Genomic DNA, 16530 nt, shown 5'->3' on the forward strand with positions numbered 1-16530 from the left:
TAAATTGACATTTATTGGCTTTTTTCAATTAGAAAAACTAATCTATAATTCATGAAAGCGTCATATTGAGAATTGTTGTCAGACATGACCCGCCGTTTACCACCGCTTAACGCCCTAAAGGCCTTTGAAACTGCTGCCAGGCATCTCAGCTTCACCCGAGCTGCAGATGAACTTTTTGTGACGCAGGCTGCTGTGAGTCACCAGATAAAAGCATTAGAAGAATTCCTCGGCATGAAGTTGTTTCTACGCAAGAATAGAACGCTGCTGTTGACGGAAGAGGGGCAGACGTACTTTCTCGATCTCAAAGACATTTTCCAGAATCTTCAGGAGTCAACGGAAAGGCTGCTCGCCAAAGGCGCGAAAGGAACAATAACAGTAGCAATGCCACCGAGCTTTGCCAGTCAGTGGCTGGTACCAAGGATCCATCAGTTCAGTGCGTCAAACCCGGATATCGATGTGCGCATCAAGGCCGTCGATTTTGACGATGGGTTTTTGAATGATGACATTGATGTGGCGGTCTATTTTGGTCGCGGACGTTGGAGTGGCCTGCACGCAGACCCGTTACATAGGGAATATCTGACGCCGCTGTGTTCGCCGTTGTTATTTCAATCTGATAAACCGCTCGATTCGCTTGACGACCTGAAGCATCACGTTATTTTGCACGACTCCAACCGAAATGCCTGGAAACGCTGGATCAAGCATTTTGATGTCAATGGTGTGAACGTGAATCAGGGACCCATTTTCAGCCATTCGATGTTGGTATTGCAGGCTGCCGCACTGGGGCAGGGGATTGCGCTGGCCAGTACGCTTCTGGCCAAGCCGGAACTGGATTCAGGCCGGCTGATCCAGCCGTTCGAACATCGTCTGGAAAGTAAAGAGGCCTACTATTTAGTGTGCCAGCAGGCGCAGGCGGATATGGCCAAGATAGCGACCTTTAGAGAATGGATATTAAGTCAAGTAGAAGAAGAGCAGCATGTTTGATATCGACGCATCTACGCCAATTGCGCGCCTGTTGCTGGCCCATGGCGCCGGGGCCGATATGCACAGTGACTTTATGCAACAGATGGCAAGCGAGTTAGCCCAACGAGGGATATCCGTACGTCTGTTTAACTTTCCTTATATGGTGAAACGCGAGCAGGACGGGAAAAAGCGGCCTCCGGACCGATTTCCTGTCTTGCAGGACAGTTTTAATCAGCAGATTGAACGCTGTGAGTCTGATGTCCCCTTATTCATCGGCGGTAAGTCCATGGGAGGAAGAGTGGCAACAACAATCTTGCAGCAAGCAGACACAGTCAGGGCATGCATCTGTTTGGGCTATCCATTTCATCCGCCTGGAAAACCTGAAAAGTTGCGTACAGAACACCTTGTCGAGATGGCCAAGCCAGTGCTGATTGTTCAAGGTGAACGTGACACCTTCGGTAATCAACAGGAAATCGCAGATTACGTGCTTAGCGAAACGATAAAATACGCATTTTGTCGAGACGGAGACCACAGTTTGAAACCTCGTAAATCGAGTGGACTATCGCATGACGACAACATCACATTCGCGGCTGACCACATTGCTCAGTTTGTTCGGGAGCAGATATGAAATTGTTGACGATTTTCGCTGCCATAAGTGGCATGACTGCAGTCATACTTGGCGCCTTTGCCGCTCATGGGCTCAAAGGTAAGCTGTCGGAACCTTTGTTAAACGCGTTTCAAACCGGTGTTCAGTATCAGTTTTATCATACGCTGGCGTTGTTGTTCATCGTCCTGATTAGTCGCTTTGTTCCATCTACACTGCTGAGTTGGTCTGGTTATTTTTTTGCAGCTGGGATCCTGTTGTTCAGCGGTAGCCTATATTTATTGGCCCTCACCGGTATTAAATGGTTTGGACCTATTACTCCCCTTGGCGGGGTCTGCTTCATCGCGGGCTGGGCGATGATGCTCGTTGTTGCGATAAAGGAGCTGTAGTGGCGAGTATCGTAGCCTATTGCCGGGCCGGATTTGAAGCAGATGCTGCTAGTGAGCTGGATGCAGCATGTGCCGGTCTTGAATTATTTGGTTATAGCCAGTTTGTGCCGGGTCAGGGCTATGTCGCGTTTGAATTGTATGATGCTCAGACACTGCAACACGCCAGCCAGAGTATTCGGCTGGATGCTCTTGTATTCGTCAGACAGTTAATATTCTGTCCCTACCATTTTACGGCGCTGCCAAAACGAGACCGCATTGGCGCGCTTGAGCTAGATACATTTGTCCTGCCCAAAGCAGGCGTGTTGCGGGTAGAGCACCCGGAAAGCGACGACGGAAAAGAGCTCAGTACGTTTTGCAGGAAGTTCACTGTGCCGTTGCGACTGGCAATGCGTCAACACGATTTGCTGAGCAAAAAAGAAAACCCTGCGCTTGCTACCATTCATGTGTTTTTTACCGACGGAGAATCTGCGTTTGTAGGTTTTAGCCATCCGAATAATGCGTCTCCCTTTCCGCTGGGCATAATGCGTCTTAAGTTTCCTGCCGACGCGCCAAGTCGTTCTACCTTGAAGTTGGACGAGGCCATTCAGAGCCTGCTTAGTGAAAAAGAACGTCAGCGCTGGTTCAAAGCCGGCAATAGCGCAGTGGATTTGGGCGCCTGTCCCGGTGGTTGGACGTATCAGTTGGTGCGTCGAAATATGCGCGTCGAGGCTGTCGATAACGGTGCCATGGACGACGCACTGATGGAGACTGGCCTGGTGTCGTATTACGCCGAAGATGGCTTCAAATATCGGCCGCAAAAAGGCAGAGTTGATGTGCTGGTGTGCGATATGATTGAGCGCCCAGACCGGGTGGCGAAACTGATGTCCCAGTGGGTCATTGAACAATGGTGTAATGTCGCCGTATTCAACCTGAAACTACCCATGAAAAAGCGCGCTGCAGCGATTGACGAGATAAAAACTCAGATAGTACAGCAGTTCAGTGATGCCGGGCGCACAGCAACGCTTCGAATCAAGCATCTTTACCATGACCGTGACGAAGTGACAGCGGTACTGTTTAGTTAAGCGCGTCATATAACACACAATATTTCCATTGCTATAAAAGAAAGCTCCGAAAAGGGTATAAATTCAGCGGGGAAATCTATATAATCCCGCCGATTTTTTTCTATGAACCAAAAAGTGGACCAATGGCAGACTTATCTCACTACAGAAACATAGGTATTTTCGCCCACGTTGACGCGGGTAAAACTACCACCACAGAACGAATCCTGAAGCTTACCGGTAAGATTCACAAGACCGGTGAAGTACACGATGGTGAATCAACCACTGACTTCATGGAGCAGGAAGCCGAGCGTGGTATCACAATCCAGTCTGCAGCGACGACCTGTTTCTGGAAAGATCACCGCATGAACATCATCGATACTCCTGGACACGTTGACTTCACCGTTGAAGTATATCGTTCACTGAAAGTATTGGACGGCGGTATCGGCGTATTCTGTGGCTCAGGCGGTGTTGAGCCTCAGTCTGAGACAAACTGGCGCTATGCTAACGAATCCGAAGTATCACGTATTATCTTCGTAAACAAACTCGACCGTATGGGCGCTGACTTCTACCGTGTCGTAGGGCAGGTTAAAAAAGTACTGGGCGCGAACCCGTTGGTGATGACGCTGCCAATCGGTATTGAAGATGACTTCAAAGGCGTTGTCGACGTACTTGAAAAGAAAGCGTACATCTGGGATGACTCAGGTTTACCAGAAAACTACGAAGTCACTGACGTGCCTGCTGACATGGTAGACAAGGTTAATGAATACCACGAGATGCTGGTTGAAACTGCTGTCGAGCAGGATGACGACCTGATGATGGCTTACATGGACGGTGAAGAACCTTCTATTGAAGACCTGAAGCGCTGCATCCGCGAAGGTACGCGTAAGCTGGACTTCTTCCCAACATTCTGCGGCTCTGCGTTCAAAAACAAGGGCGTACAGAACGTACTGGACGCGGTTGTTGATTACTTGCCAAGCCCAACAGAAGTTGATCCGCAGGATCTGACTGATCCTGAAACGGGTGAGCCTACCGGTGATAAAGCGATTGTATCTGCTGATGAGCCTCTGCGCGCACTGGCGTTCAAAATCATGGACGACCGTTTCGGTGCCTTGACCTTCGTTCGTATTTACTCTGGTAAGCTGAAGAAGGGTGACACCATTCTTAACAGCGCCACGGGCAAGACTGAGCGTATTGGCCGTATGGTGGAAATGCACGCGAATGACCGTACTGAATTAAGCAGTGCGCAAGCCGGCGACATTATCGCTATCGTCGGTATGAAGAACGTTCAGACCGGTCACACGCTTTGTGATCCAAACCATGAATGTACACTTGAGCCTATGATCTTCCCAGATCCGGTAATCTCTATCGCTGTTGAGCCTAAAGACAAAGGGTCAACGGAGAAGATGGGTATTGCTATCGGTAAAATGGTTGCTGAGGATCCTTCTTTCCAGGTTGAGACTGACGAAGATTCTGGTGAAACCATCTTAAAGGGAATGGGTGAGCTTCACCTTGACATCAAAGTCGACATCCTTAAGCGTACGTATGGCGTTGAGCTGAACGTAGGTAAGCCTCAGGTTGCCTACCGCGAAACTATCACCATGCCAGTTGAAGACAGCTACACGCACAAGAAGCAGTCGGGTGGTTCGGGTCAGTTCGGTAAGATCGATTATCGCATCAAGCCAGGTGAAGTTAACTCTGGCTTCAAGTTCGAATCTACCGTCGTAGGTGGTAACGTTCCTAAGGAATTCTTCCCTGCGATTGAGAAAGGCTTTAAGTCAATGATGCAGGAAGGCCCGCTGGCTGGCTTCCCAATGCTGGACGTTGAAATCGAACTGTTCGACGGTTCTTACCACGCGGTTGACTCGTCAGCGATTGCGTTTGAAATCGCGGCCAAAGGCGCATACCGTCAGTCAATGCCAAAGGCCGGACCTCAGCTACTTGAGCCAATCATGAAAGTTGACGTGTTCACTCCAGAAGATCACGTTGGTGATGTTATCGGTGACCTGAACCGTCGTCGCGGCATGATCAAGGATCAGGAAGCCGGTGCGACTGGCGTACGCATCAAAGCTGATGTACCTCTGGCTGAAATGTTCGGTTATATCGGCCACCTGCGTACCATGACATCTGGTCGTGGTCAGTTCTCAATGGAATTCTCTCACTACGCAGCGTGTCCTCAGAACGTTGCTGAGCAGGTCATTGAAGAGACTAAAGCGAAGCGCGCTGAAAAATAAGCTCGTATTCGATTGAAAAAAACCGCGGCATTGTCCGCGGTTTTTTTATGCCTGGCTCTGAGATGGATTGTTCTGCACATCATTGCTTGGTAGTCTCATTGCGGTTTTTCAACGTAGTAATCTTGACTATCGCAATGGGTAACTCTGGTATGAAGCATTTCCTGACTATCCTGTCACTGTGTTTATTAACGGCCTGTGGAGGCGGCTCGTCATCCTCTCCGCGTGAGCCTGTGACCAATCCTCCACCGCCGCCGCCACCCAGCAATGAATGGCAGGTAGGCGTATTTCCTGACGCCGATCAGTTTGCTGCGCAGTGTGTTTCACCGAGAAACGGAGTGGATATCAACGGGAATCCCTGGCCTGATGTAGCGGGCAGCGAGACCGATGAAAAGATGTGGCTGCGTTCATGGAGTCATGATACCTATTTATGGTATGACGAAATTGATGACGTCGATCCGGCTGGATTTGCCAGCCCACAGGCATACTTCGATGTACTCAAAACGACCCAAACCACAGCATCCGGCGTGCCAAAGGATAACTTCCATTTTTATCAGCCAACCGACGAATACCAGTCCTTTTCGCAATCTGGAGCTGAAACCGGATATGGCGCAGAGTGGGCGTTTTTGCGTGCCTCACCGCCGCGTGACCTGAGGGTCAGCACAGTGCAACCGGGATCATCAGCGGCACTTGCCGGTGTACAGCGAGGTGACAGGCTAATTGATATTGACGGAGTGGATGTGATTAACGGTAGCAATGTTGATTTTTTGAACGACGCTATTTTCCCATCTGACGCAGGACAGCGTTACCAATTTACGTTTCAGCGTGTGGACGGCTCTGAGCTGGTGGCTGAGCTGACGTCACAGACAGTGGTAAAGTCATTTGTTAACAACGTTCAGGTGTTAGACACGCAGGTGGGCAGAGTGGGTTACCTTCGCTTTGACGGATTTCAACGTCCTGCACAGGGGCCTCTTATTTCGGCATTCCAGTCTTTTGTCGACCAGAATGTTACCAGCCTTGTCCTCGACTTGCGCTATAACGGTGGTGGCGTGCTGGCCATGTCTTCACAACTGGGATATATGATTGCCGGACCGTCACAAACTGCCGGCCGCACCTTTGAGCTATTGAAGTTCAATGACAAGTATCCAAATACTGACCCTGTCACGGGCCGCTCCATTTCGCCAACGCCGTTCTACAGTCAGGAAATCGACTGGCAGCGCGGCGTGCTGACCGACCAACAGTTGCCCAGTCTGGGTCTAACCCAAGTGACGGTGATCGTGACGGAGGACAGCTGTTCTGCCAGTGAGGCCTTAATCAATGCGCTTCGAGGCATCGATGTCGAGGTGATACAGATAGGGGGGCGCACGTGCGGCAAACCCTATGGTTTCTATCCAACAGACAACTGTGGTACGACCTATTTCACCATCCAATTTCAAGGCGTGAATGACAAAGGATTTGGAGCCTATGCGGACGGTTTTAAACCTGTTTCTGCGCCGCAGTTTAACGACGAATTGCCAGGTTGTGTGGTGGAGGATGACTTCTCATCAGCGCTGGGCAGTGTTGAAGAAGGGATGCTGGAAACGGCACTGCACCGACTGACAACTGGTAGCTGCCCAACTCAGAGTGTTGAGCTTATCCAGGCCAAGCCTGACAGCAAGCGTCGCCCGTCGCCACTCGATGTTATGGACCCTCGCTATCGTTCAATGTTACTTGAAAACAAACTCTATACACCGTTGGATATTAACCATGGAGTAATGCAGTGAGACGTTCAGTGCTGTGTCTTGCAACCGTAATTGTTCTGGGTGGGTGTCAGATGACGCTTGGCGATACTGCGGTTGCGGCCTATGTACCGCAAGCCAATGCCGAGAATATTCAGTTACTCGAACAGGGGGTGTCTGAAATGTTGCAAGGGTATCCAGTCACGCTGGCGAACAGTGCTTTTGCCACTGACAATACGTTGTTGATTGAAAGAGACCCCGCACGCGATGAACGAGGCGGCCTGCTGGAAGGGGCGCGACGTGACGATGCGCTAGCGTTTACGTTGTGGCTGGATGACGGTATTTGCTGGCTCAAACGCAATGATACGGGGCAAAGCCTTGCGCTAACTGAACTGAATTGTCAGGCCCTATGAAGCCTGCTGTTTAAGCTGGCGACGCAGGTCGGACAGGAGCGTCTTTGCGTCCCGTTCATGCACCGCAGACGAGCCGTTTCGGTACTGCGTGTTGATATAAAGCCTTGTCAGTCTGGCAAAGGTTGCAGCGACACCTGCGGAGCAGAGGCGAGAGACTTCCTTGCTGAACGTCTCTGGCGGAATGTGAGCAGTGCGCTCGATGCCATGTTTTGATAGCAGCATCAGTGCGGTCTCATACGCCTTGACTTCACGAGGGCGTGTATCGCGTTGCCAACGCGGCAAAAAGAACAGCGCCAGCAACGCCATAATGCCCAGCAGTGTGCCAACGCTTAGCCACATCAAGCGCTGCACTGACAGTTCACCTAGTAGTTCGCGCAGCATATCGCGCTGTGATTGCTGGTCGAAACCCAGAAACCAGCGACTCCACGCGTAGTCTATATCTGCTAACAATAAACGCAATTGATTGAACAGTGGGAAAGCGCTCAGCCTTGCCAGTGACAGGGGCTCACCAACCAGTTCGGAATCTTCTTCAGACAGCACGTTCTGCAGACCAAACATGACTCTATTGGGCGCAACTAATGCGGTAGGATCATAACGTACCCAGCCGCGCTGCTCCGTCCAGGCTTCTATCCAGGCATGGGCGTCGTATTGATACACACTGATATAGCCGTCGTTGTCTACTTCACCGCCCTGGTAGCCGGCGACCATGCGCGCTGGAATGCCCCCTAGTCGCAACGCATAGGCCATAGCACTGGCATAATGGGCACAAAAACCGGCTTGTTTGTCAAAAAGAAACTGATCGACCGGGTTTTCCTGCATGGTTTCCGGTTGCAGCGTATAGCGGAAGTCCTGCTCGACGAAAAAACGTTGTACGGCGCGAATAAACTCAGCATCAACAGGGAACTGCTGGCGCAATTCACTAATCCATTCCCGTGTTCTTGGGTTGCCCTTGTCGGGCCGCTGCAGATTAAGCCGTCGCTCCAGAGAAAATAACGTATCATCCAGAGCGGTCTCCGGAAAGGAGCGCACGTTATAAACAAAGGTGCTGTGCAGTATATCGCGACTGAACAGCTGATAGCTGTGGTCTTGCCAGATTTGGCGATTGGAGCGCGAGCCGTCGGGTATTGCGACGTCCAATGCAAACAGGTAGCGCTGGCTGGTGGGCTCGGCAATGACCTGATAGCGATATGACCGTCCGCTCACATCCGGTGTAAACTCGGCATTGGCGTTCAGATATTGACGCCTTGCGGCGACCCGGGTTGGGTGTGTTTGCCAGGTTTTGCCGTCAAAATGCTCCATCACGACCGCTCGCCAGTAGCGCTCCTGGGGTTGCGGCAGCGCACCTTCAAAGGTGGCTCGGAAGGCCAGCTTTGCCGAGCGGCTCAACTCGGCAATGTCGCCCGGCGTGACGGTATCAGACAGGCCGGTTTCCGTGCCTCGCTGCGATGGCATCTGCCACAGCGGTCCAAGCTTGGGCAGCACCAAAAATAGCACGACGGCGATAGGGGCAGCCTGCAGTATCATGATTGCAGTCTTTTTGCTAAGCGTTCGCCACTGTAATCCCGGCGCAAAATAGACCGCCAGACTGAGTAGCAACAGCAAACAAATCGCCGTATAAAACAGGCTGTAAGCAATCGACTGTTCAAAGATGAATCCACAGGCAGTGAGAAAGACCTGGGTGGCCACCAGTTGCAAAAAGTCGCGCTGATTTCTCAGCAGCATTAGCTTTAGTGCACTGGCCATCACCAGCAAATTGACCATGGACAGTAAAAGGCCTAGCTGAAAGCTGAACCAGGCCAGTGCCAGCCCAGATAACAGTGCGAGTAAATTGAGCGTGCGTACTTTGGGCAGGCTCTTATGCCACTCAAAATACAAGGTAAGGCGCATAACAAACGCACACAGCACCAGGATCAAAATCCAGCTCAGTATTTCCGTGAACATACTGACGCTAAGTGCGATGAAACAGCCGCTCAACAGCAAAATACTGCTATTCCTCGCTGCTTTAAGCATGTTTACCCCAGGTAAATGTTGCCAGTGCTGCCAGACAGGCTTCCTGATGATGGACGCCACTGTCAGGAGCAATCTGTACGCTACCCAAATCGAGCCCAAAGGTAACCTGTTGCTGGCTCAACTGATTCACCATAAAGCACAGCTGTCCCAGTTTGTGTTCGACATTATCGGCAGAGCAGGGCAGCAGACGTAACCACCCGCTGCTCGATTGGGAACTGCTGAACTGTTTACTGACCATGCCCTGACCCTTGGCGACCTGCTTCCAGGCTACATGATAGAGGGGATCGCCCAGCTGGTAGGATTTTAAACCGTCAAAATCGTCGTGGCCGCGGGTTATTGCGTGAGATTCGCTTTCGTTGTTATCTTCAGATAAATAGTCAAGTGCCATTTCACAGGGCACAGGTTTGGGGTATACCAGTGTGCTATGGTCAAACAGCAGGTGTGTCCAGCAACGATATAAGCCCAATGGATAGTAGCTGGAAACGGTTAATCGTGGCATGGAGTATTGGCCACGTCTTCGGGTCGGTAGCGTTATCCATATTGGGTTTTGAGTACTATCCACATCCACCTCAATGCTGTCCTTTTGTAGCCAGAACCTGAACTGCAGTTTGCCGTGGGCAGTGTTTTCCTCGCCTGAGTGTTGGCTAATCCAGATGGCAAAACGAATGTCGTCGCCGGCATAAACATGCTGGGTATTACCAAGACTGATTTTCAGGCGTGCAAAGTTCAGGTAGCTGGTGAACAGGTTGATGAGAAATAACGCCACCAGAAAAAAGCACAGGGCCAGCATTAGGTTGTTCTGATAATTTGTCCCGAGTAAAAAAAGACACAGGCATAGCAGTAAGAACAGGCCGCCAAAGACTGAAGGAAAAATAAAGATGCTGCGTAAATCCAGCGCAAAACTTCGGGCCATAGGAATACGCCTGTCCAGCCATATGGCCATCCTTTCATGCCAAAGGCGTTGCCCTTTTTTTGAAAGCAGCATGTCCTATTACGCCGCGAGGGGGTCAACCGCTTCCAGCAACTGATGACTCAAGCTGCCCTGGCCATGCAGGTCGGTAAGCGATGAACGTAGCCTGTGTTCTGCAACGGCCGGTAGCACCGCCTGCACGTCTTCAGGCACCAGATAATCGCGACCGTGTATGTACGCCCACGCTCGGGATGCCTGCAACAGTGCTTTGCTTGCCCTGGGCGACAGGGGATTCGGAAACTTACCGGATTCTCTGCTGTAGGTGACTAACCGGAGAATGTAATCAATGACAGCGTCAGAGCTATGTATTTGCGCAGCGGCCTGTTGTGCCTGACTAAATTCACTGAGCTGCATGACTGCGCTCAGCGCTTTTTCTGTTTTAGACTGCGCGCTGCTCAGCATCAGTTTTTCAGCCTGCCAGTCAGGGTAACCAAGCTGGATACGCATCAGGAAACGGTCAAGCTGCGACTCCGGCAAGGGATAGGTGCCAGACTGGTGCATCGGGTTTTGTGTGCCAATGACAAAAAATGGACTGGGCAATGAGTGGGTCTGGCCATCCAGACTAACCTGTTTTTCTTCCATGGCTTCTAGCAGCGCACTTTGGGTTTTAGGACTGGCCCGGTTAATTTCATCAGCAAGTACCAGCTGATTGAAGATAGGACCAGGATGGAACTTAAAGGCCTGTTCGTTACTGTCGAAGATATTGACGCCCAGCATATCTGCAGGCAGCAGGTCAGACGTAAATTGGATTCGGGAGAACTGCAGGCCGAGAACGTTTGCCAACGCATGTGAAAGCGTTGTTTTGCCCATGCCCGGCAAGTCTTCGATCAGCAGATGACCATTGGCAAGCAGGCAGCTAAAAGCAAGCGTTACTTGTTCCTGTTTACCAATTACATGACGGCAGATGGCGTCTATTGACGCGTTAATTTTTTTTTGCATCACTATTCACTTCCTTCCAGGAGCTCTCGCCCTAACTGAAGCGCGACGGCAGGTCACGATATGCAATAAGGTTATTGGTCAATACTCTACCTGCAACTAACTTGCATGTGTTTGCCGCATTCATACTTGAGTATGAATGAAACCGGTGAGAAGATCAGGCTTCGCCTCGTGAAACTGTCATAAGTCTTCAACACACTTATGCAGATACTTAAGCAGATAACTTACCAATAACAATTATAAAGCCTATGAAAACCATAGATATTGACGACGATCTTTACCAGTATATTGCCTCGCAAACCCAATTTATCGGCGAGAGCGCTTCTGACATTTTGCGTAGATTGCTCAAGCAGGATCTTGCCTCGCAGACGTCTGAAGTAACCAGTGACGACAACGTCACATACACCCGTGTAGCAGAGCCAACGGCGCCGGTTGCAGTGATTGACGATATTAGTCAGGTGTTAAACGAGCAGACGCTGTCTCAATTCGGCACTGTGGTCGAGCGCTTTCTGTTTGTTCTGTCAACGCTGGCATTGCACCATCGCGAGCATTTTAACCACGTGCTGGATATAAAAGGCAGTGACAGATTGTACTTTGCGACGAGTAAAGACGCCCTGTTAGCCAGCGGCAGCAGCACCAATCCTAAAGCAATCCCGGATACCGATTACTGGGTAGTAACCAACAACAATACCAATAAAAAGAAAACAATTTTGAAACAGGTACTGCTGTCGTTAGGGTATGCTGAAGAAAAAATCGGCTACATAGCGGATTTACTCGTTCCAAACAAAACAGCCTGACCCCCTCGTTAAAGGAATTTACCATGCCATTACATCCGCAAGCTGGCCAACCCGCATCTTCAGAGCAACTGGTTAACGTTGCCCGTCTCGTTAGCGCCTATTATAGCTATCAGCCGGATCCTGATGATCCTATGCAGGCGGTGAGTTTTGGTACATCAGGGCATCGCGGTTCATCACTGTTATCGACCTTTAATGACACTCACATTGCGGCCATCTGTCAGGCACTGGCAGAATATCGGGTCAGTAACGATATTACTGGACCGTTGCATATAGGGATGGACACGCACGCGTTATCTGAGCCGGCATTCATTTCGGCGGTTGAAGTCCTTGCGGCCAACGGAGTCAGTTTAATTGTGCAGGCGGGTATGGATTACACCCCGACACCGGTGATTTCACATGCTGTGTTGTCATTTAACCGGGGACGGCAGTCAGGCCTGTCTGATGGCGTGGTGATCACACCATCACATAATCCACCGGAAGACGGTGGATTTAAATATAACCCGCCTCATGGCGGCCCGGCTGACAGTGATGTGACAACGCACATTCAAAGCCGTGCCAATGCGATCATCAAAAGCGGCCTTGAGGGCGTAAAGAGAATGGATTTTCGTGCTGCGATGGCCAGTGATGCCGTGACCGAAGTGGACTTCGCCGTCAACTACATCGCTGAGCTTGAGCAGGTTATCGATATGCAGGCCATTGCAAACGCCGGGCTTAAATTGGGAACCGATCCGCTGGGAGGCTCCGGGCTGAAATACTGGCACCGCATTGCCGAGCACTATGGCCTGAACATCGACGTGGTCAATACCACGCTGGACCAGCAGTTTGCGTTCATGCGCCGTGATAAAGACGGAAAAATTCGCATGGACTGTTCCTCGCCTTATGCCATGGCGGGGCTTATTGAACTTCGTGACCGATTTGATCTTGCTTTCGGTAACGATCCGGACTTTGACAGACATGGCATTGTCACTCGACAAAGCGGACTAATGAACCCGAATCATTATCTTGCTGTCGCGATCAACTATCTTTATCAGCACCGACCACAATGGAGCGCATCACTGCAGGTGGGTAAAACGTTGGTGTCCAGCAGTATGATTGACCGCGTGGCGGCGTCCCTGGGCAGGCAGCTGGCTGAAATGCCGGTTGGTTTCAAATGGTTTGTACAGGGACTGCTCAACGGTCAGATTGGTTTTGCCGGAGAGGAAAGCGCGGGTGGCATTTTCCTTCGTCGTGACGGTAGGCCTTGGGCAACAGACAAAGACGGCTTTATTTTGTGCCTGCTGGCAGCAGAAATTCAGGCGGTTACCGGCCAGGATGCGGGCCACCACTATCAACAACTCACCGAGCAGTTTGGCACACCTCAATATCAACGTATCGACGTTGCTGCCAGCTTTGAACAGAAAAATGTGCTGAGTAAACTCAGCGCTGACTCCATTACCGCCACACAGCTGGCGGGTGAAGCCATTACATCGGTATTAACCCATGCACCTGGCAACAGCGCGGCGATAGGTGGTGTAAAAGTAAATACTGAAAATGGCTGGTTTGCAGCGCGCCCATCAGGTACGGAAAACGTGTACAAAATCTACGCAGAAAGCTTCAAAGATGAAAGTCATTTACAGGCTCTGATTGGTGAAGCGCAGTCGCTGGTGAATTCCGCCTTTGAAAATGCGGGTTGTTAAACCATGTTTACATCTGTGTTACAAAAATGTAAATGAATTACATTTTTTTGTTCGAAAGTGGATTTAATTGGTTATCATTAACATTTTGGTAACAATTTAACGTAAAAAACGCTTTCCATTTTGTGTATTTTTTGGTTTCCTGTAATTAAATTACAAACTCGGTGCCGATAAGACGTTGTGGTCTCAAATAGACTATCTTTTCATAACGCACGGTGCTATTGAGAAACTGACAGGAATGCGAACATGAATGCAAAAGCGAACGCGTTTGCCAGGCAATCGCTATCAGATGTAAAGCTGAATAAATCTGAGATCAAAGACACCGTCGTGCGCCATCTCCACTGCACGCTGGGTACAGACGAGAACAAAGCCAATAATCACGCATGGTGGAAAGCAACCAGTGCAGCAGTGCAGGAGCTGGTGCTGGAGGGCCTGCGTAAAACTCAGAAAACCCATTATCTGAATGACACCAGAGCGGTGCATTATTTCTCTGCCGAATTTCTTATGGGGCGGCTGTTATCCAATAATCTGCACAACTTCGGCTTGTTTGAAAAGACCAATCAGGCACTCAATGAGCTGGGTGTGTCACTGTCTGACATTCTTGAAGAAGAGCCGGATATGGCTCTTGGTAACGGTGGCCTTGGCCGTCTGGCAGCCTGCTTCATTGACTCGCTTGCGACTATGGAGTTGCCGGCTATCGGCTATGGTATCCATTATGAGCATGGTCTGTTTAGACAGGAAATTAAAAGCGGCGTGCAAATAGAGCGCCCAGACAGCTGGCGCGATTATGGTAACCCGTGGGAGATTTGCCGTCCTGAATCTATTCAGGAGGTCTCATTATACGGTTATGTGGAAACCAAATATGGTGAAAATGGGCGCATTCAGAAAGAGTGGCACCCAGGCTCTATTGTAAAAGGGGTACCCTGGGATATCCCTGTGGTCGGTTATGGCGGTAACACGGTCAATGTGTTGAGGCTGTGGCAGAGTGAATCATCCGATTACTTTAACTGGGACGTATTCAACGCGGGCGGCTACATCGATGCGCAGCGAGAAAACGTGCAGGCTGAAACCATTTCCAAAGTGCTTTACCCGAATGATGAGACAGAGGCGGGTAAAGAACTGCGTCTCATACAGCAATACTTCTTCTGTGCCTGCTCGTTAAAAGACATTATTCGTCGCTATAAACGCGCTCATGGTGACGACTGGTCACGTTTTACCGATCAGGTTGTGATCCAGCTAAACGATACCCATCCGGCCATCGCGATACCAGAATTGATGCGTATTCTGGTCGATCGTGCTGAACTGGATTGGGATGATGCCTGGGCGATATGTACAGAAACCTTTGCGTATACCAACCACACACTGTTACCTGAGGCGTTGGAGAGATGGCCGGCCAGAATGCTGGAGAAAATCCTGCCAAGGCATCTTGAGATCATCTATGAGATTAACCATCGCTTTATGGCTGAGGTGGAAAAGAAGTGGCCCGGTGACAATGCCGTTAAAGCTAAGCTCTCGATCATTGAAGAGGGTGCGGACAAAATGGTGCGCATGGGTAACCTGTCTGTGATTGGCTCATTTGCAGTAAATGGCGTGGCAGAGATCCATTCCAAATTGGTTAAACAAAATCTTTTTCCTGAATTCAACGAGTTATGGCCCGGTAAACTGACCAACGTAACCAATGGCATCACGCCAAGACGCTGGTTAAAAGCCTGTAATCCAAAATTATCATCACTGATCGACAGTAAAATTGGTGACGACTGGCCCACAAATCTGAGCAAATTAGAGCAGTTAGCTGAGTTTGCTGACAATGCCCGTTTCCAGAAGCAGTTTATGCAGGTTAAGCAAGAGAATAAGCAGGAACTGGCGGATGAAGTTAAGGCATTGACCGGTATCGATATTGACCCTAAAGCGATTTTTGATATCCAGATCAAACGTCTGCACGAATATAAACGTCAACACCTGAATCTGTTGCACATCATGACCTTGTACCGCCGACTGCTTGAGAATCCGGACTATGACATGCATCCTCGCGTGTTCCTGTTCGGAGCGAAGGCGGCGCCGGGATATAAACTGGCAAAAGACATTATTTATGCAATTAACCAGGTGGCTGAACGCATAAACAACGATAAACGTGTTAATCACAAACTCAAAGTTGTGTTTATGCCTAACTATCGTGTGTCATTGGCAGAGAAAATGATCCCCGCTGCTGATGTATCAGAGCAAATATCTACCGCAGGTAAGGAAGCATCAGGAACCGGCAATATGAAGCTGGCCCTGAATGGCGCGGTGACAATTGGTACATTGGATGGTGCTAATATTGAAATTGCCGAAGAGGTGGGCGATGACAACATATTCATCTTCGGCCTGACCGTTGACGAAGTGCATGCTCTGAAGTTCAAGGGATACAATCCGTATGATTACTATTATCAGAACAAGGAAATCAAAGCGGTACTAGACTGGCTTGAGACCGATTACTTTACACCTGGTAAGCCTGGCGCACTGGCATCAGTGAAGCAGAGCCTGCTGGACGGTGGCGACCCTTATCTGGTTCTGGCTGATTTTGAAGCCTACTGCAAAGCGCAAACGGACCTAGATGCGGCGTATAGAGAGCCGAAACGCTGGGCGAAAATGGCGATAATGAATACCGCTAAGATGGGCAAGTTTACGTCAGACCGCTCTATTACGGATTACGTGGAGCGGATTTGGAAACTGTCCAGCTGTCACGTCGATTAAACAGCTGTGCTGATAAATCGAGCCGAAGCGACTTTCTTTCATCGAAAGTTCATGTAACA

The 16530-nt window shown here is 50.0% G+C and carries 13 protein-coding genes; 10 read left to right on the forward strand and 3 right to left on the reverse strand.

Annotation, left to right across the window (positions count from 1 at the left end; all coding sequences use genetic code 11):
- The first annotated feature begins 84 nt into the window (after positions 1-84).
- The 7 genes from G441_RS0101105 to G441_RS0101135 all read left to right on the forward strand — a co-directional run bounded on the left by G441_RS0101105 (position 85) and on the right by G441_RS0101135 (position 7352).
- Complete coding sequence (locus G441_RS0101105; protein WP_026374647.1) at positions 85-981, forward strand: transcriptional regulator GcvA; 897 nt, start codon at positions 85-87, stop codon at positions 979-981.
- On the forward strand, positions 974-1588 hold the full coding sequence (locus G441_RS0101110; protein WP_051275240.1) for an alpha/beta fold hydrolase: 615 nt from the start codon (positions 974-976) through the stop codon (positions 1586-1588). The genes G441_RS0101105 and G441_RS0101110 overlap by 8 nt, the downstream gene beginning before the upstream one ends.
- Positions 1585-1953 (forward strand): DUF423 domain-containing protein, encoded by a 369-nt coding sequence (locus tag G441_RS0101115; protein ID WP_026374649.1) that lies wholly within the window; start codon positions 1585-1587, stop codon positions 1951-1953. The genes G441_RS0101110 and G441_RS0101115 overlap by 4 nt, the downstream gene beginning before the upstream one ends.
- Entirely contained in the window at positions 1953-3014 is a 1062-nt protein-coding gene (gene rlmM / locus G441_RS0101120; protein WP_026374650.1) for a 23S rRNA (cytidine(2498)-2'-O)-methyltransferase RlmM, read from the forward strand. Before G441_RS0101115 ends, rlmM begins: the two co-directional genes overlap by 1 nt.
- A 122-nt stretch (positions 3015-3136) precedes the next feature.
- Positions 3137-5224, forward strand: coding sequence for an elongation factor G (fusA, locus tag G441_RS0101125; protein WP_026374651.1), 2088 nt, complete (start codon positions 3137-3139; stop codon positions 5222-5224).
- A gap of 122 nt (positions 5225-5346) precedes the next feature.
- Positions 5347-6984, forward strand: coding sequence for a S41 family peptidase (locus G441_RS0101130; RefSeq protein ID WP_240485062.1), 1638 nt, complete (start codon positions 5347-5349; stop codon positions 6982-6984).
- Entirely contained in the window at positions 6981-7352 is a 372-nt protein-coding gene (locus G441_RS0101135) for a hypothetical protein (RefSeq protein WP_034474073.1), read from the forward strand. Before G441_RS0101130 ends, G441_RS0101135 begins: the two co-directional genes overlap by 4 nt.
- On the opposite strand, the gene G441_RS0101140 is transcribed toward G441_RS0101135, so the two are convergent.
- From G441_RS0101140 to G441_RS0101150, 3 genes are read right to left on the reverse strand one after another with little or no spacing between them, the layout of a single operon-like run.
- On the reverse strand, positions 7347-9362 hold the full coding sequence (locus tag G441_RS0101140; protein WP_026374654.1) for a transglutaminase TgpA family protein: 2016 nt from the start codon (positions 9360-9362) through the stop codon (positions 7347-7349). The genes G441_RS0101135 and G441_RS0101140 overlap by 6 nt on opposite strands.
- Positions 9355-10347 carry a DUF58 domain-containing protein gene (locus G441_RS0101145; RefSeq protein WP_240485063.1) on the reverse strand — a complete coding sequence of 331 codons (993 nt, stop codon included), beginning with the start codon at positions 10345-10347 and terminating at the stop codon, positions 9355-9357. The genes G441_RS0101140 and G441_RS0101145 overlap by 8 nt, the downstream gene beginning before the upstream one ends.
- A gap of 6 nt (positions 10348-10353) precedes the next feature.
- Positions 10354-11271 carry an AAA family ATPase gene (locus G441_RS0101150; protein WP_026374656.1) on the reverse strand — a complete coding sequence of 306 codons (918 nt, stop codon included), beginning with the start codon at positions 11269-11271 and terminating at the stop codon, positions 10354-10356.
- Between the two features lie 245 nt (positions 11272-11516).
- On the opposite strand from G441_RS0101150, the gene seqA reads away from it, so the two are divergent.
- The 3 genes from seqA (at position 11517) to G441_RS0101165 (ending at position 16471) form a co-directional block, all read left to right on the forward strand.
- Positions 11517-12065 (forward strand): replication initiation negative regulator SeqA, encoded by a 549-nt coding sequence (gene seqA, locus G441_RS0101155; protein WP_026374657.1) that lies wholly within the window; start codon positions 11517-11519, stop codon positions 12063-12065.
- A gap of 23 nt (positions 12066-12088) precedes the next feature.
- Positions 12089-13741, forward strand: a complete 1653-nt coding sequence (pgm, locus tag G441_RS0101160) for a phosphoglucomutase (alpha-D-glucose-1,6-bisphosphate-dependent) (protein WP_026374658.1) — start codon at positions 12089-12091, stop codon at positions 13739-13741.
- A 243-nt stretch (positions 13742-13984) separates the two neighbouring features.
- Complete coding sequence (locus G441_RS0101165) at positions 13985-16471, forward strand: glycogen/starch/alpha-glucan phosphorylase (RefSeq protein WP_026374659.1); 2487 nt, start codon at positions 13985-13987, stop codon at positions 16469-16471.
- Positions 16472-16530 lie beyond the last annotated feature (59 nt).

The organism is Aestuariibacter salexigens DSM 15300 (genome assembly GCF_000429145.1).
Classification (GTDB): domain Bacteria; phylum Pseudomonadota; class Gammaproteobacteria; order Enterobacterales; family Alteromonadaceae; genus Aestuariibacter; species Aestuariibacter salexigens.